17 protein-coding genes are annotated in these 17,129 nt (G+C 40.1%); 10 read left to right on the top strand and 7 right to left on the bottom strand.

The features are described 5' to 3' along the window. Positions 1-137: 137 nt before the first annotated feature. The 3 genes from IL355_RS01235 to IL355_RS01225 all read right to left on the bottom strand — a co-directional run bounded on the left by IL355_RS01235 (position 138) and on the right by IL355_RS01225 (position 3,514). A complete protein-coding gene (locus tag IL355_RS01235; RefSeq protein WP_192460392.1) occupies positions 138-1,058 on the bottom strand; it encodes a hydroxypyruvate isomerase family protein in 921 nt (306 codons plus the stop codon). Between the two features lie 96 nt (positions 1,059-1,154). Then, positions 1,155-1,802, bottom strand: coding sequence for a gluconate 2-dehydrogenase subunit 3 family protein (locus IL355_RS01230; RefSeq protein ID WP_192460391.1), 648 nt, complete (start codon positions 1,800-1,802; stop codon positions 1,155-1,157). Continuing rightward, positions 1,802-3,514, bottom strand: a complete 1,713-nt coding sequence (locus tag IL355_RS01225) for a GMC oxidoreductase (protein WP_192460390.1) — start codon at positions 3,512-3,514, stop codon at positions 1,802-1,804. Before IL355_RS01225 ends, IL355_RS01230 begins: the two co-directional genes overlap by 1 nt. A 140-nt stretch (positions 3,515-3,654) precedes the next feature. Here IL355_RS01225 and IL355_RS01220 point away from each other — a divergent pair, with 140 nt between their 5' ends. From IL355_RS01220 to IL355_RS01205, 4 genes are all read left to right on the top strand, one after another. After that, positions 3,655-4,650, top strand: coding sequence for a sugar phosphate isomerase/epimerase family protein (locus tag IL355_RS01220; RefSeq protein WP_192460389.1), 996 nt, complete (start codon positions 3,655-3,657; stop codon positions 4,648-4,650). 35 nt (positions 4,651-4,685) lie between these two features. Beyond that, positions 4,686-5,129: a DinB family protein gene (locus IL355_RS01215; protein ID WP_192460388.1), complete on the top strand. Its 444-nt coding sequence runs from the start codon at positions 4,686-4,688 to the stop codon at positions 5,127-5,129. A gap of 3 nt (positions 5,130-5,132) precedes the next feature. Next, positions 5,133-6,359: an MFS transporter gene (locus IL355_RS01210; RefSeq protein ID WP_192460387.1), complete on the top strand. Its 1,227-nt coding sequence runs from the start codon at positions 5,133-5,135 to the stop codon at positions 6,357-6,359. A 63-nt stretch (positions 6,360-6,422) separates the two neighbouring features. Then, on the top strand, positions 6,423-7,562 hold the full coding sequence (locus IL355_RS01205) for a Gfo/Idh/MocA family protein (RefSeq protein WP_192460386.1): 1,140 nt from the start codon (positions 6,423-6,425) through the stop codon (positions 7,560-7,562). Between the two features lie 59 nt (positions 7,563-7,621). Here the strand turns inward: IL355_RS01205 and IL355_RS01200 are convergent, their stop codons facing one another. Beyond that, positions 7,622-8,086 (bottom strand): ASCH domain-containing protein, encoded by a 465-nt coding sequence (locus IL355_RS01200; RefSeq protein WP_192460385.1) that lies wholly within the window; start codon positions 8,084-8,086, stop codon positions 7,622-7,624. 352 nt (positions 8,087-8,438) lie between these two features. Between IL355_RS01200 and IL355_RS01195 the strand changes: the two genes are divergently transcribed. From IL355_RS01195 to nadD, 5 genes are all read left to right on the top strand, one after another. Continuing rightward, positions 8,439-9,491: a sugar phosphate isomerase/epimerase family protein gene (locus tag IL355_RS01195; RefSeq protein WP_192460384.1), complete on the top strand. Its 1,053-nt coding sequence runs from the start codon at positions 8,439-8,441 to the stop codon at positions 9,489-9,491. A gap of 70 nt (positions 9,492-9,561) precedes the next feature. Continuing rightward, positions 9,562-10,317, top strand: a complete 756-nt coding sequence (locus IL355_RS01190; protein WP_192460383.1) for a 3-keto-disaccharide hydrolase — start codon at positions 9,562-9,564, stop codon at positions 10,315-10,317. A 136-nt stretch (positions 10,318-10,453) separates the two neighbouring features. Then, entirely contained in the window at positions 10,454-11,311 is an 858-nt protein-coding gene (locus IL355_RS01185) for a YicC/YloC family endoribonuclease (RefSeq protein WP_192460382.1), read from the top strand. A gap of 25 nt (positions 11,312-11,336) precedes the next feature. Then, complete coding sequence (gene gmk, locus IL355_RS01180) at positions 11,337-11,924, top strand: guanylate kinase (protein ID WP_192460381.1); 588 nt, start codon at positions 11,337-11,339, stop codon at positions 11,922-11,924. A gap of 5 nt (positions 11,925-11,929) precedes the next feature. Next, the gene (gene nadD, locus IL355_RS01175) at positions 11,930-12,514 is read left to right on the top strand and encodes a nicotinate (nicotinamide) nucleotide adenylyltransferase (RefSeq protein ID WP_192460380.1); all 585 of its coding nucleotides are present in this window, start codon (positions 11,930-11,932) and stop codon (positions 12,512-12,514) included. Here nadD and IL355_RS01170 read toward each other — a convergent pair whose 3' ends face one another. Further along, entirely contained in the window at positions 12,515-13,462 is a 948-nt protein-coding gene (locus tag IL355_RS01170) for a CAP domain-containing protein (RefSeq protein WP_192460379.1), read from the bottom strand. Positions 13,463-13,569: 107 nt separating this feature from the next. Next, positions 13,570-15,819 (bottom strand): inorganic phosphate transporter, encoded by a 2,250-nt coding sequence (locus IL355_RS01165; RefSeq protein WP_192460378.1) that lies wholly within the window; start codon positions 15,817-15,819, stop codon positions 13,570-13,572. A gap of 455 nt (positions 15,820-16,274) precedes the next feature. Here IL355_RS01165 and IL355_RS01160 point away from each other — a divergent pair, with 455 nt between their 5' ends. Next, positions 16,275-16,634, top strand: a complete 360-nt coding sequence (locus IL355_RS01160; RefSeq protein ID WP_192460377.1) for a toxin-antitoxin system YwqK family antitoxin — start codon at positions 16,275-16,277, stop codon at positions 16,632-16,634. Positions 16,635-16,705: 71 nt separating this feature from the next. Here IL355_RS01160 and IL355_RS01155 read toward each other — a convergent pair whose 3' ends face one another. Beyond that, positions 16,706-17,080 (bottom strand): carboxypeptidase-like regulatory domain-containing protein, encoded by a 375-nt coding sequence (locus IL355_RS01155; RefSeq protein ID WP_192460376.1) that lies wholly within the window; start codon positions 17,078-17,080, stop codon positions 16,706-16,708. Positions 17,081-17,129: the final 49 nt, after the last annotated feature.

The following is a 17,129-nucleotide window of genomic DNA, read 5'->3' as shown; positions in this document are numbered from 1 at the left end:
CCGGTTTTTATTTTTTAAAAATCTTGTGGGGAAAATCTTAAAAATACAATATTCATCTTCATGAAAAACAACAGTAGGAGACAAAAAAAAGCAGCTATTTGTTAATTAGCTGCTTTTCAGTTTTCAAATTGCCTTGGCTACATAAAACTATCTACTTCCTTGTATGCATCAATTACGGCTTGTTCACCAGCTTTCCCGGATTTAGAGTTGCCATGCTCCATACCTAACACGCCATCAAAACCTTTTTCGTGGATCCATTTAAAGACGTTTTTGTAGTTGATTTCACCCGTGGTAGGTTCTTTTCTTCCGGGGTTGTCCCCCACTTGTATATAGGCTATCTCATCCCAAGTTAGGTCCATATTATGAATCAAGTGACCTTCGGTTTTCTGTAGGTGGTATATATCGTATAAAATTTTACAGGCAGGGCTATCTACGCCTTTACAGATCATATAGGTCTGATCGGAGTTTTGCAAATAGAGGTCAGGAGAATCACTAAGTGGCTCCAATACCATAACTAAACCGTGTGGTTCCAAAATCTCCGCTCCTCGTTTTAGGGCTTCAATAACGTTTCCGTCCTGCACCCCAATAGGCAGATTTCTTTGGTATCCGCCAGGTACAACGGTCATCCATTTGGCATTTACCCTTTTGGCCACTTCAACGGCTCTTTTACATCCGTCTAAAAAAATGTCTAGATGCTCTTGTTTGCCTGCTGCCAGGGTGTTGGCCATGTTGCCCCCTTTATCTACAACAAAAACACCCATGGTCATGCCCCTTTTGGCCAAGGTTTCGCCCATTTTGGTCTGCATGGAGACCTCCCTTTTCATCATACCGTTATCTTCAAATGCGGTAAACCCTTGATCCGCCATGAAATTAATTTGGTCTATAGGGTCTTCTCCTGCCAGTTCTTTGAACATGCCTAAATGAGGGGCGTATTTGAGATTGAAGTTATGGGGTTTTGTGGCCGGTTGCATGGAATTGTTGGCAAAGGCCAAAGAGCCTCCCATGGAAAGGGCACTTCCTGTTATTGCGGTTTTTTGGATAAAATTTCTTCGTTTCATTGGTGTTTGTTCGGTTCTGTTTTAAGTTGAGATGAAAAAAAGGGTCAAGGCTAGTTGTTATAGGACCTTAACCCTTTTAAATTGATTTTGTAATGTTTATAAGGACCAAGCCTTACCGCCAGTAAGTTCCTGCAGATCTCCGCAGGCTATAAATTCTCCTGGAACAGGTAAATAAGCCAATACATTTTCTCCTACATATTCTGAGGTCTTATATCCCATAATGGTTAGTCCCCTTAAATTATTGGCAAAAGCGAATCTTGAAATTCCATCGTCCAACAAAGGTTCCTTGCCTTCGGCAACGGCCTCATGGTATTGTTTAATGGCTTCAAAATTTTTGGCTTCATCCTCTTTGCTTACGCTTAGTGCTTCGGCAAGTACGGGTTCCAGTTCTTCTGCAGATAGCTCGCCACCTTTTTCTTTTCCGGAATCCTTCAGCGCTTTTTCTATAAATCTGCCAATAGACATCTTTACAAAATTCTGCTGCTTCTCATCCATCACCTCCAGTGCAAACCGATCAATGAAAAGGTGTACCTGTGTTTCTGATGCCGATGGAGTGTCCGTCTTCGGCAAAATAATATCCACCAATTTGGTTAGAACGGCCCCCTCATCCTTGGAGAAGAAGTCTGGAGTCCATTCAAATGATGGCTCTTGCTTACAGCTTTCAACTATACTTATAAGTGTTGGGGTGGCAACGGTATACCCAAGGGCCAACCCCATGTTTCTAAGTGCTTTTCTTCTATCCATTATATGTTTCCTTTTTTAAGTTCGCTTACCGCATGGTTGGCGGCTCTGGCGGTGAAAGCCATATAGGTTAAAGATGGGTTCACACAACTGGCCGAGGTCATAAAAGAACCATCTGTTACATAAACGTTTGGTACGTCATGTAATTGATTGTTTCCGTTTAGGACGGATGTTTTTCTATCGCGTCCCATACGGGCAGTTCCCATTTCGTGAATTCCAAGACCTAATCCTGTAGGGCCATCGTGGCCTTTTACATCTTTGAAGCCTGCTTTTTCCAACATCTCTACCGCAGAAGCCTGCATGTCCTTACGCATGTTGAATTCGTTTTCTTGTAAATCGGCATCAAAGGTTACGGTAGGAAGACCCCATTGGTCCAATTTTTCATAATCCAAGGTGAACCTGTTGTCTTGGTAAGGAAGAACCTCTCCAAAACCACCTATTCCCATTCTCCAACCGCCTGGTTTAAGGATACTTTCCTTTAAATCTTTACCATAAGCTAGTTCCGCAACGGTTTCTTCCCAGTCTCCCCTGCTGGCACCACCCTGGTACCCAAAGCCGCGCTTATAGTCCTTTCTGTCCGAAGCTCCACCAAGGTTTCTGAACCTAGGAATATAAACACCATTGGGTCTTCTACCTTTATAGTATTTGTCATCAAAACCTTCAAAACTACCGCTGGCCCCCACACCTAAGTGGTGGTCCATGATATTACGTCCTAACTGATCGGAATCATTGCCCATTCCATTTGGGAAACGGTCGGACTTGGATTGCATTAATATAGAAGTGGACGCAATAGCAGAAGCACAAAGGAATATTACCTTGGCCTTAAATTCATAATGTTCCTTGGTTACCCTGTCTATCACTTTTACGCCCGTAGCTTTTTTTGTATCTGGGTCGTACATCACTTCGTGGACGATAGAATCTGGTCTTAAAGTCATATTTCCGGTAGCTTCCGCTGCAGGAAGGGTAGAGGATAAACTACTGAAATACCCACCAAAAGGACAACCTCTAATACATCTGTTCCTAAACTGGCATTTGGTTCTACCGTCAAATGTTTTATCTCCGGTAATATGAGCTACACGGCCAACGGTCACGGCACGTCCGTCAAAAGATTCGGTTACCTTGCTCTTAAAATGTTCCTCAACGCAGTTAAGGTCCATTGCTGGAAGAAAATCACTATCCGGTAATTGTGGTAGGTTAAGTGCCTCCCCACTTACACCAATGTAATTTTCTACTTTGGAGTACCAAGGAGCAATATCCTTATACCTTACCGGCCAATCTACGGCAATGCCTTCTCTCTGGTTGGCAGAAAAATCAATGTCGCTCCAACGGTAACTTTGACGCCCCCATTGCAACGATCTACCACCCACATGGTACCCACGCATCCAATCAAAGCGTCTTATTTCATTATAAGGGTGTTCCAAATCGTTCACAAACCACATATGGCTCGCTTGGCTTGTGGTATAGCCCGTTCTATGTTGCTTTTGCTGTTTTGCAATGATTTCCTGTGTTGCCTTTCCGGCATTAGGAAAATCCCAGGGGTCTTTGTTCGCGGTTTCGTAGTCTTCAATATGCTTTACCATCCTACCACGTTCCAAAACCAGCGTCTTGAGTCCGTTTTCACAAAGTTCCTTTGCGGCCCAACCACCACTGATTCCGGTACCTACCACAATGGCATCGTACGAATCGCTTTCTTCGTTGTAATAAAATTTACTCATCTACAGAATTGTTTAGTCCCTAAATTTATTAAATATTAAATTAATTTTCTACATTTATTCGCCGTATACCTTAATGGAATCGCATATTCGTGCGTAAATTAACTCCAAATACTTCTAAAACAACAAACTAATCCAAATTAATGAAAAGACGTAAGTTTATTGCCAATAGTTCTAAAGCAGGTGCTGCATTATCGATTATGGGTATTTATGCCTGTAAGGAAACCAAGAAAAAAGAAGAAGGTGCTGCTGATACCGCTGAGGTAGCCGAAACAGCGGCCGAACCTTTTTTCAAGCTTTCTTTAGCCCAATGGTCCATACATAAAATGATCCGTGAAGATGGCGTAGACCCTTATACGTTTGCAGAAAAAGCAAAGAATTGGGGCTTTACCGGTCTGGAGTATGTGTCGCAATTGTACAACCCTGAATTGGAAGAAGCCGGCTATTCCGAGGAGGCTATGGCTGCTTTTGTGGAGAAGTGCAATGCAGAGGCCGAAAAACATGGAATGGAAAATGTGTTGATCATGATCGATGGTCAAGGAAATCTGGCAGTAACTGATGAAACAGAAAGAAACGAGACGATAGAAAAACATAAAAAGTGGGTAGATGCTGCTGCTGCCATGGGCTGCCACGCGATACGGGTAAACCTTAACGGTAGCAATGATCCTGAAGAATGGATAGCCAATTCTGTAGACGGACTCACCAAATTGAGTACGTATGCAAAAACAAAGAATATAAATGTCTTGGTGGAGAACCACGGCGGACTTTCATCTAATGGGGCACTTCACGCCCAGGTAATGGAGAAAGTTGAATTGGATAACTGTGGTACCCTTCCAGATTTTGGAAATTTCTGTATTAAGCGTAAAGAAGGCACTTGGGATTGCGCCGAAATGTATGATATATATAAAGGTGTGGAAGAGCTTATGCCACATGCAAAGGCGGTAAGTGCCAAATCCCATGATTTTGATGCCGAGGGCAACGAAACCGAAATAGACTATGTGAAAATGCTCAAAATCGTAAAGGATCATGGCTATACCGGTTATATAGGAGTTGAGTACGAGGGTAGCGAATTGGATGAGGAGGCCGGTATTTTGGCTACAAAGGAATTGTTGATCGAAGCCTCCAAAAAATTAGGCTAGTTCCCATTTGTAATAAATCGCATTGACCTAACAAAGTGAAAACTTTTTTCAACCAACTTTTTGATTACAATTTCTTTTGTAACAAAAAACTCATTGCCTATTGTGATGAGCTTGATTCCGTGCCCGTAAAAAGCAAGGAATTGTTTAGCCATGTACTGAACGCACACCACATTTGGAATGCTAGATTGAGGGAAGAAAAAAGTGCTTTTAATGTATTTGATATTCATGACCCCAATACATGGGAAGAAATTCATTACGAAAATCAACGCGCCACTTTTGATATCACCTCCCATACGTATAACTTTGAGAAGCGCATAAGCTATGAAAGTTCTGAGGGCAGGTTGTTTGCGAATACAGTTCAGGATATATTATTTCACATTATTAACCATTCTGCCCATCATCGCGGTCAAATCATGATGGATTTAAGGCAAAATGGTTTAGAGCCTTTGGCCTTGGATTATATTTTCTATAAGCGATAACCCATGGGTACAAACATACGCATCCAACTTTCCTTGATGATGTTTCTTGAATTCTTCATCTGGGGAAGTTGGTTCGTAACCTTGGGAATCTATTTACCCAATACTTTGGACTCGAATGGGTCCCAAATAGCATTGGCCTATTCTACCCAATCCTGGGGAGCCATTCTTTCACCTTTTATTATTGGGTTGATTGCAGACCGGTTTTTTAATGCCGAAAGAATCTTGGGGCTGGTCCATCTGGTGGGGGCCATATTAATGTTCATGCTATACAGAGCCGATAGCTTTGAAGGCTTTTTTCCTTATTTGTTGGTTTACATGATTTTGTACATGTCTACCTTGGCATTGGTCAATTCTGTTTCTTTTGGGCAAATGAAGGATCCCGCAAAAGAGTTCTCCTTTGTACGGGTTTTTGGTACCGCTGGATGGATTACGGCAGGCCTATTGATCAGTTTATTGAATTGGGATTCCCAAGGAGGAATTTCAGAAGGGCTGTTACGCAATACATTTTTAATGGCTGCTGTCTCCTCGGCTATTCTGGGATTGTTCAGTTTTACCTTGCCAAAAACGCCACCTAAGGCCAGTAGTTCTAAAAAGGTTTCTCTTAAGGAATTGCTAGGTTTGGATGCCTTGGCGTTGTTAAAGGACAGAAATTTTCTGGTATTTTTTCTGGCCTCTGTTTTTATATGTGTGCCATTGGCATTCTATTACCAACATGCCGGTCAATTTTTAGGCGAAATTGGTGTTTCCAATCCAGCAGGTAAAATGACGGTTGGTCAAGTATCCGAAGTATTGTTCCTTCTTTTATTACCCTACTTTTTTAAGCGATTTGGTTTTAAAATGACCATTTTGGTGGCTATGTTGGCTTGGGGATTACGATATTTATTTTTTGCATTTGCCAGTAATGGTGATATGCCGTTTGTGCTTCTTTTGGGAATTGCCCTTCATGGAATCTGCTATGATTTTTTCTTTGTTTCGGGTCAGATTTATACCGATAGCAAAGCAGGGACAGCGTTTAAAAGTTCAGCACAAGGTTTGATCACATTGGCCACTTATGGGGTGGGCATGCTTATAGGCTTTTGGATTGCTGGTATCATCACGGACAACTATTTGGTAACAGAAAATGTGCATGATTGGCGGTCTATCTGGTGCTATCCGGCCTCTTTTGCCTTCATTGTCATGATTCTATACCTTATTCTGTTCAAAAATGAAAAAATAGCCTTTAAATCGTAGCTATTTTATTAAATTGTTACCCTTAATTCAAATACAACTTTTCAATCATTAAATAGGATTACAATGCCAAAGAAAATCAGATTAGGAATTTTGGGAGGTGGTGGCGACTCGTTAATTGGAGTTTTACACCGTGTGGCTTCCCATATCAATGATAACTATCAAATCGTAGGGGCTGTTTTTAACCCGGATTTTGAGCAGAATATGGCTTTTGCCAAAGAAATTGACGTGCCTACCAATAGGATATACAAGGATTTTGATACCATGGTAGAGGAAGAGCTAAAGCTGCCTGAAGATGAGCGAATTCAAGTTTGCTCCGTACTTACGCCCAATTTCCTTCACTTCCCTATGGCCAAAAAGTTGTTGGATAATGGTTTTCACGTTATTTGTGAAAAGCCAATGACCACCACATTGGAGGAGGCGAAAATTTTACAAGAGGCGCATCAAAAATCAGGATCTATATTCGCTCTTACACATACCTATACCGGTTACCCAATGGTACGTCAAATGAAGGAAATGATCAAGCAGGGAGCCTTAGGAAAAATCCACAAAGTGGACGCTAGGTACTACCAAGGATGGATCAATCCAATCATCCACGATAAGGAAAAGAGATCAAGCGTTTGGAGACTGGACCCCAAAAAGGCGGGTATTAGCTCTTGTATGGGAGATATTGGTGTTCATGCCTTTAACATGGTTGAATACACTACCGGGCTAGAGGTAAAGTCTCTTCTTTGCGACTTTAATTACCTATATGAAGATAACCAGATGGATGTTGATGGTACGGTCCTTATCCGTATGGGTGAGCACGTAAAAGGTGTTATAAGGGGTAGTCAAGTTGCAACTGGAGAAGAAAATGGGTTGGCCATCGCCATTTATGGTGAAAAAGCGTCTTTTAGATGGGAGCAGGAGAAACCTAATTTCTTGTATATGATGAGCGATACGGAGCCTACCAAAGTATACAAACCGGGTCATGCCTATAATAGTGAGTTTTCTCTAGACGGTACAAAATTACCTGCCGGACATCCAGAAGGGATTTTTGATTCCATGGCCAACATTTACCTGGGTGTGGCTAGGGCCATTCGTGGAGAAGAGCAGCAAGAAGGATCTTACCCAACCATGAAGGATGGTGTACGCGGCATGAACTTTATCGAAGCCACGGTAGAATCCCATAAAAACGGAAATACTTGGGTAGAACTTGAGGAGTAGACCCTTTAAAGTGAATTATATGTAAATCCCTGAGACCGAACGAGGTTTCAGGGATTTTTTTATCGCTCGAATACTTTCTCAAATTCTTGGCAGACCACAATCATACTTTCATTGGGTTTACGGCCAAAGGGTTGTAGGGTTTTAGTGTAGTAATCCCAATGTGATTTTTTCCAATAAGCAAGACTTTTATCCCCTTCACCCTCTACTTTTGCATAATATTCATCAATACTAAAAAAGGGTTTTAGCCTAACGGAAGTGGTCCTTACCAAGCATTGGGCCTCGCCTTCCCAATTTGTTACTATCATAAAGTCCCCTATTTTAGGTAAGGGCTCTTTACTTAGTTGTAATTCCAGTAAGCATGGAGAAGTAGCTTTTTTAATTCCTTTTTTCACCAACATTGCGCACTCATTGGCATCCTGTTCGTTATTGCAAAAATGAATTACTTTTGGAGCCTCTGTAAAGGCATATTCCAAGTGCTGGTCTAAATAGTCTCCCCAAAGATGTCTTGCCGAAGCATTTTCCATAGAACAGTAGTTTTTAGCGAGAAAACTGCTTTAAATTAACTTTGAACTAAACAATATAAGTTTAAATAATATGACGAAAATTAACTATTGGATATATGACCTTGTTTTTCCGTTAATTATCGGAAAAACGACATCCCAACCCTGCTCTGGTTGAAAAAAATGAACGTAAACCTTTTGGTCCAAAAGTGTAATGACATCAATTATCTTGTGTTAATCCTGAGGGATTCCCTATATTTATGACTTCCCATTTTTCTTGTAAAAATGATGAAAGATTTAGAAATAAATATAAGTCATATTTGCCAAATTAGGAGGTAAAATATGAGGTGTATAGTAAGAACAAACAACACTAAAAATGAAAACAATTAAAGGACCGGCCGTCTTTTTGGCCCAATTCGTAGACAATAAGGAACCCTTCAATTCTTTGGACGGAATGTGTAAATGGGCAGCAGACCTTGGTTATAAGGGAATTCAAATTCCTACCTGGGAGAAGTTTTTGATCGATTTGGACAAGGCAGCAGAAAGTCAGGATTATTGCGATGAGTTAAAAGGAAAAGTGAATTCGTACGGACTTGAAATCACTGAACTTTCGACCCATTTACAGGGACAATTGGTGGCAGTACACCCTGCCTACGATCTTATGTTCGATAATTTTGCGCCGGATGCCGTTAAGAACAATCCAAAGGCAAGAACCGAATGGGCCGTTGATGTGGTAAAAAAAGCCGCAACCGCCAGTAGAAGATTGGGTATTACAGCTCACGCTACATTTTCTGGTGCCCTCCTGTGGCATACGTGGCATCCTTGGCCACAGCGTCCTGCCGGCTTGGTAGAAATGGGTTTTGAAGAATTGGCAAAAAGATGGATGCCCATCCTTAACCATTTTGACGAAGAGGGGGTAGATGTATGTTATGAAATACACCCAGGAGAAGATCTGCATGACGGAGATACTTTTGAGCGCTTCTTAGAAGCCACCGGAAATCATAAGAGAGTAAATATCCTCTATGATCCAAGTCACTTTGTGCTTCAGCAATTGGACTATATCACCTACATTGACCATTACCATGAATTTATCAAATCATTTCATGTTAAGGATTCGGAATTCAATCCCACCGGTAAAAAAGGAGCTTTTGGAGGTTATAATGATTGGGGCCAAAGAGCGGGTCGCTACCGTTCTTTGGGAGATGGGCAAATAGATTTTAAGACTATATTTTCCAAACTTACTCAGTACGGCTGTGATGTATGGGCCGTGATGGAATGGGAATGTTGTATAAAAAGTCCGGAACAAGGTGCTAGAGAAGGTGCCAAGTTCATTCAGGATCACATTATTGAGGCCACGGAAAAAACATTTGATGATTTTGCCGGGGCGGAAATAGACAAAGAGATGCTAAAGAAAATATTGGGAACATAAATCTTAAGGGGGCTATTTGCCCCCTTTACTTATAAATCAAATTCAAACAACTAATTAATACCAAAAATCAATGAAAAAATTAACCCTAATGGCGTGCATTGCCTTATCAACAATGGCATGCAAGGAAAAGGCTGAGAAGAAAGCAGAAATGACCGCCGAAAGTACCGAGATTGAAACGAAGAAAGAAAAATCGAATACGGAGTGGATTACTTTGTTCGATGGCACTTCTTTTGATGGATGGAAGGTATATGGAAAGGATAGCGTTTCCGAAAACTGGAAATTGGAAGATGGCGCCATGGTTTACTATCCGCCTAGTGAAAAAAAGAAAGGTGAGTTACACGATTTGGTGACTGAGAAAGAATACACAGATTTTGTTCTTTCTTTGGATTGGAAAATTTCCGAAGGTGGAAATAGCGGCGTTTTTTGGGGAGTTAACGAAAGTGTAGGTCAGTCCGTACCCTACGCAACCGGTCCTGAAGTACAGGTGTTGGACAACGAAAGGCACCCCGATGCCAAGGCTGGTAAATCGCATCAGGCCGGAGCACTTTATGATATGGTTGAACCATCTAAAGATGTAGCCAAGCCAGCCGGTGAATGGAATACCATGGTCATTACTGTCAACCATAAAGAAGAAAAAGGTAGTGTTGAGCTCAATGGTACTAAAGTTGTAGAATTTCCCGTGGGTAATGAGGCTTGGGACCAAATGGTATCTAAAAGTAAGTTTAACGGCTGGGAACATTTTGGAAAGTACCACACCGGTAAAATTGGGCTGCAGGACCATAACGACAAAGTGTCCTATAAAAACATAAAAATAAAGCAACTTTAAGTAAAGAATACGATGCCGCTATTGCAAAATAGCGGCATTATTGTATCTATTAGGTAAGAGTTGAAGGGAACTGCATGAGCGAAGTTTATAGTACTAAGCTTAATTCAGTTACCTTTGCCAAAATACAGTAGTTTCTATGATTCAATCCATGACCGGTTTCGGTAAGCACGTAATTCAGCTACCTTCCAAAAAAATTACGGTAGAGCTCAAATCACTCAATAGCAAAAACCTGGACCTGAACGCTAGAATGCCTTCTAGTTATAGGGAAAAAGAATTGGAATTGCGTAAAGTTATCGCCAGTTCTTTGGTTAGGGGTAAGGTAGATTTTGGACTCTACGTGGAATTTACGGGGGAGGAAACTTCGGCAGAAGTAAACAGACCCGCAGTAGAGAATTACATGAATCAATTAAGGGAAATTGCTGCCGGGGATGAGCTACGATTGTTGGATATGGCACTAAGGATGCCAGATGCTTTGAAAACGGATAGGGAGGATATAGATGAAGAGGAGTATGAACATATAAAGGAAGCAGTAATCCAGGCACTAAAGGAAATCAATCTTTTTCGTTCAGAGGAGGGACAAGTATTGGAAAATGACTTTGTTCAACGAATAGAAACTTTACAGCAACTTCTTAAAGACGTGGAGCAAATGGACCCCGAAAGACAATCTGATGTAAGGGAGCGCCTAAAGAAAGCAGTATCAGACTTGCGATCGGATGTGGACGCCAACAGGTTTGAACAGGAGCTTATCTATTATTTGGAAAAATATGATATTACGGAAGAAAAGGTAAGGTTGGCGAATCACCTGAAATATTTTTCAAGCACCTTAAACTCTGCGGATTCCAATGGAAAGAAGCTGGGCTTTATCTCGCAGGAAATTGGAAGGGAAATAAATACCATAGGTTCCAAGGCCAACTATGCGCCAATGCAACAGCTGGTGGTTCAAATGAAGGATGAGCTGGAAAAAATTAAGGAACAAATGCTCAACGTACTTTAAGAATAAGTAAAGACTACTAGTATTGATGAAAGGCGGTAAACTCATTATTTTCTCGGCACCTTCAGGAAGTGGAAAAACCACGATTGTAAGACATTTGTTGGATAAACCGGAACTCAACTTGGCGTTTTCGGTTTCCGCAACCTCCAGACCTCGCAGACCTAAGGAAAAACAAGGGGAGCATTATTATTTTATGTCTATTTCCGAGTTTAAAAATCATATTAGGAACGATGATTTTTTAGAATGGGAGGAAGTTTATAGAGATAACTTCTATGGCACCTTAAAATCTGAAATAGAACGTCTTTGGGCCGAGGGTAAAAATGTAATCTTTGATATTGATGTGGCAGGAGGCCTTCGTATCAAAAGAAAATTTCCTGATGTAACCTTGGCAGTTTTTGTCAAACCCCCTAGTATAGACGAGTTGAAAATACGTCTAAAAAAGAGGAGTACGGAGAGTGAGGATAAAATAAACATGCGAATTGCAAAGGCATCGGTGGAGTTGGCCACCGCTCCTCAGTTTGATGAGGTCATTAAGAATTATGACTTGGATACGGCGTTAAAGGAAGCTTATGATTTGGTGGCGGGTTACGTAATAGAAAACTCAGAAGAGCAGTAGTGCACATGAAGAAGGTAGGCCTGTACTTTGGTACGTTTAACCCCATTCATATAGGGCATCTGGTTATTGCCAACCATATGGCGGAATACTCCCATTTAGATGAGGTTTGGTTCGTAGTTACGCCTTTAAGTCCATTTAAGAAGAAAAAATCCCTGTTGGCCAATAACCACAGGTACGAGATGGTTTACCAAGCTACAAAAGACTATCCTAAATTAAAACCGAGTAAGATTGAGTTCGGTTTGCCACAACCAAATTATACGGTAAACACCTTGGCTCATCTAGATGAAAAGTATGCTGACCAATATTCCTTCTGTTTAATTATGGGCGAGGATAACCTAAAAGGGTTTCATAAATGGAAAAACTACGAGGTTATTCTAGAAAATTATGATTTGTTTGTCTACCCCAGAATATCTGAAGGAAAGGTAGAGCATCAATTTAAAGACCATCCTAAAGTGCATAGGGTAAATGCGCCGATTATGGAAATTTCATCCACATTTATTAGAAATGCACATAAGGAAGGTAAAAATATTAGACCTTTACTGCCTCAGGAGGTTTGGTCATATATGGATGAAATGAACTTTTACCGGTAATTAGTTTCTTGCATCAAAGATGATTACTTCATAGGTGTAATCATTACTTATTTCATTAACCACCACGTTCTCAAGCGTAACTTCCACAATGGTATCGGAATCAATGGTAGATGTATTGATATTTGGTGCCCAAACGATAGTTCTATCTCCAAATGAGTTGGATAGTTCCTCAGTTTCCAGAGAAATGGTACTACCATTTTTGTATTTCATTTTTACGTTTGTTTGGGTAAAATCTGCGTTATGGATAGAGAATGACCATCTAGGGAAGGTTACTTGTTTAGGAATGTAACCTTGAGGAGGCCAAGCAACAAATTCCGGTGCGTCTTGTGGTCTTGGTCCTGCATTTCCTATCACCCATAGTGCATTGTAGCGGTTGGTGTTGCCAATACCCATTTCTTGTAGTCTAGGCCAAAGAAGCCACCTTCTATGCCCTACAGGTCCATTACTGGCGCCATGGTCCCTAATATAGGAATCAATGGCCGAAGCTCCATCTATAGAAGTTAATAGGGAATTGGCGGCTGCATCGCTGCCATCCTCCGTATAACATTTCCAAGAGTTAGGTGGAAAATGTTCCAAAGCACCGTTCGCATGCATCATAAGCGCCGCTTCCTGGGCTTTTTGGGACTTATTTGTGTTTTCTTGAATAACATTATTCAATCCAGCGGCTTTTCTATAATAATCCAACCTCAGTAATATTTTGTCCTTTGTATCTTGTGGAACCGAACCAGGTGTACACGAGGGTTCATTGCCCGTCCAAGAAATGTCCGAAGAACTATTGGCAGAGGCTAAATAATAGTCTTGGTAAAGTTGAAGGGCAGAATTACGGGCACTTTCTTCAATATTAATGGAAAGCTGCTCTTCATTCTCAATGGAAGTATCGTTTTTTTCACAACTTGATACCAATAGAAAACCACCAAAAATTATGGTTAAATAACTGGAGAAACGCATGTAGTAAAGATTTGGGTCTTACTACCTAACGTTACTTTTAGCTTTTACTGATATTTTTTCGATGAAGTGAGCTGTCTATTTACTTTCTGAAGATTATACCAATACAACTAGACTTTTACGTTGGCGTGTGCATCATAAGTCTCCAACAGGTTCATGGTAGCTACTAATAAATCTTTTGTTTCAAGCAAGAGACTAAAATAAAGTGCAGTGTTTTTGGGGCTTGATTCATCTGCTCTGGTGCGTTCCACCTGCTTTTGGATTTTCAGGTCCAATTTTTGGAAAAGCTCCTGTTTATTTACAATGAGTTCTGTAAGTTTTAAGAAGTCCTTATTCTCAAAAATAGTTATTATTTCACCAAAAAGATCTTCAATATACCCATCGGTTTCTTTTAGGTCCTTTATTTGATTAAAACGTAGCTTTTTATGATTATTGTGGACGTGTTTATATCCTGCTTTGGCGATGTACTCCAAAGACTGGGTCATGTCCTGTAGGTAACTTAGGATTGTAATATAAAAATTACTGGTACCTACACTGGATTCGTCAAGATTTTTGATAAAATAGAAAATATTGTCCCTTAGGCCCTCAACTTCCTTGTCCAGCTTGGCAATTCCTTTTTTACTCTTTTTTAAGGTATCAATATCATGCTTGGCCAAACCGTCAATACTCTGGGTATATATTTTATTCGCTCTATTAATTGCCAATGCTATGTTGGCTGAGCTTTCTTCAATAACCCCAATAATTGAGTTGCTCTCTGCTTTTTCCAATTTTTCCTCGAGTTTGGTCTCTTTCATTTTTTTAGAGTGGGTGAGGTAGTTTTTGCCAATTAGCAAGAATGCTAAAATGAGCAAAATGCCAATAGCCCAAATACCACCTAAATGAATAACATACGCTATAATGGCCGCAGCCGTAAACGCGCTAATGGCAGTAAAGAACCAACCCCCAATAACATTAAGTACCCCTGCAACACGATAAACAGCACTTTCAGGACCCCACGCCCGGTCTGCCAATGAAGAACCCATGGCTACCATAAAGGTCACATAGGTAGTGGATAGTGGTAATTTCATGGAAGTTGCCAATGAAATCAGAACACTGGCCACCATAAGATTAACGGCGGCTCTTACATAATCAAATGCGGGAAGGTCTTGAATCCTACTTTTTGGAATATAGACATACGGTTTTTCAAACTGCTTGTCCATTTGTTTTACCCACCCATCAGGAATAACGCCCATAACATTTTCCGATGCCTTGATGGTATATTTTACGATTTGTCTCGATAGGAAATTAGGCTGAAAGCGTTCATCACCTTCGTCCTGTCTTGAAAGGTCTACACTGGTCTTGACCACATTTCTTGCTTTGGAAGAAAACCAAAGGGTTATAACCATGATTACCCCGGAAAACAGCAGTAAATATGTAGGGGTCTGCACGGCAGAAGCCAAACCTTCCATAGTAAATTCCGTAGCAGGAATCCCAGATTCGCTCCATGCAGTATAAGAAGCAAGGGCCGCTAAAGGAACTCCTATAAAATTCACCAAGTCGTTACCTGCAAAAGCCATGGCAAGCGCAAATGTTCCCAGTACGATGACCACTACATAAACATTCCATTTAAAAATGGTGGTAACCAAAAGGGAGAAGAGGGTCCAAAAGACAAAGTTCATCAGAAGAAATATCTCTGGGTTTTCTCCTATGAAAGCCAAGGTTTCCGGACCAAATATAGCTGCACTTTTAAGTCCCTTAACTATGATAAAATAGATAATGGAGGTGACGGCAAATCCGCCAAAAATAGCACTTACCCACTTGGGTTTTTGATCAAACTTAAATGAGATGAGAAGTCGGGAAACAAATTGGACCAATGCTCCAATAGTAAAGGCTATAACCACTGAAAGAAGAATGCCCAGGATGATTTCCGTTGCCTTATCGGTATTGATATACGATCCTAGATCTCCAAGGGAATCATCATTACTGAAAATTTTTACGATTGAAATGGCCACAGCCGCCCCTAAAAGTTCAAATACAATGGAAACCGTTGTTGAGGTAGGCATTCCCAGGGTATTGAAAAAATCCAGTAGTAAAATGTCCGTAATCATAACGGCCATAAAGACAATCATGATTTCAGAAAATACAAATTGTTCTGGATTGAAAATGCCTTTTCGGGCCACCTCCATCATACCACTTGAGGACATTGCTCCAAAAGCAATACCTACACTGGCAACAATCATTATAGTTCTAAAGGATATGGCTTTTGAGCCAATGGCAGAATTAAGAAAATTAACCGCGTCATTACTAACTCCAACTACCAAATCTGTTATGGCAAGCACTGCTAGTGCCACAATCATAAATAGATATAAACTTTCGCCCATTAATTTTAAAATAAGCACAAAAATGCCATTATAATTTAGTAATTAGGTTAATATAAAGTTATGAAGTGTTTATATGCTACCCAAATTAGAAATCATTGGATAAACAGAAATTAACTCATGCTAGGTAGAAGGATAAATGAAAATTTGCTTTAAAAATAATTTCGAATTAGACTACATTTTTTATTTGTGCTGTAAATAAAGCCTTTGCAAGCGCATTTCAATTTATTTTAAGGTCATATTAGAGGAACTTTTTGTAATAGGGTGGCAATAAAAGAATATTGTTTGCGTTTTCAATGTAAATTTAATGTTAAGCAATAGTGTTTTTAATGTAAAATTATCGTAACTTTGATTTATGTTCTGCTTAGAACGTGAATGCTTTCAGGTTTAAATACTATTTACATTGAAAGTTGTAGGGTAAGACATCCAAATTTTAGTAATAAAAAAAATAAAGAGATATGAAGAATACAATCGTTTTAATCGCAATGGCCTTAACGTTAAGTGTTGGCTATGCACAAAAAGAGAAAGAGGTAAAATTAAATACGGAAACTAATCTTATAGAAGCTACTTATTTTCATGATAACGGAGAAATAAGTCAACAGGGAACTTTTGATTTAGATGGAAAGTTGCATGGAGATTGGTTAAAGTACAATGAAGAAGGGGATTTAATTTCAGAGGGAAGATATAACCGTGGAATTAGAACTGGAAAATGGAGGTTCATCAGTAACGGTGTTGTAAAGGAGGTGCAGTTTGATAACAATGCAATAGCCAGTGTTACGGATAAGGGAAACAAATCTTCATTGGTGTCCAAAGATTAGTTGGCTACTAGTTGATAGCATATAAAAAAAGCAACGCAAAAGCGTTGCTTTTTTTATGCTTGCCATTTTAATTATTTGCCTGCAAAGGCAGTTTTCTTGGTACTCGTAAGTGTTTGCACATCTTCTAAACTTATTTGTTTAGCATGCAGACCTTCTTGAATATAAATAGTTTCACTATCAACCACTTCAATAGGTAAGGATATGGTTGAATAACCCAAGGAGCTTATTTCTAAGGTATAGTTGCCCGGGGTTATATGCTCCAATTCAAAGTTTCCGTTGAAATTGGTCTCCGTGGACCAATTGGTTCCGTCAATTTCAACCAAGGCAAACATTAGAGGTTCGCCGCCCATTTCCATATCCGTGATATTTCCTTTGATTATCCCTTCGGATTGTGCGTAGACACCTGTGCCTATAAGGAGACAAAAAAGAAGAAGTAATTTTTTCATTTTTTTCTTTTGGCAAAGAAAAAAATACAATGTAAAGTTTAGGTTACCA

This window comes from Euzebyella saccharophila, assembly GCF_014855495.1.
GTDB lineage: Bacteria > Bacteroidota > Bacteroidia > Flavobacteriales > Flavobacteriaceae > Euzebyella > Euzebyella saccharophila.
Note: the sequence above shows the minus strand (reverse complement) of the source record. Positions and strands in the feature narration are given on the sequence as shown.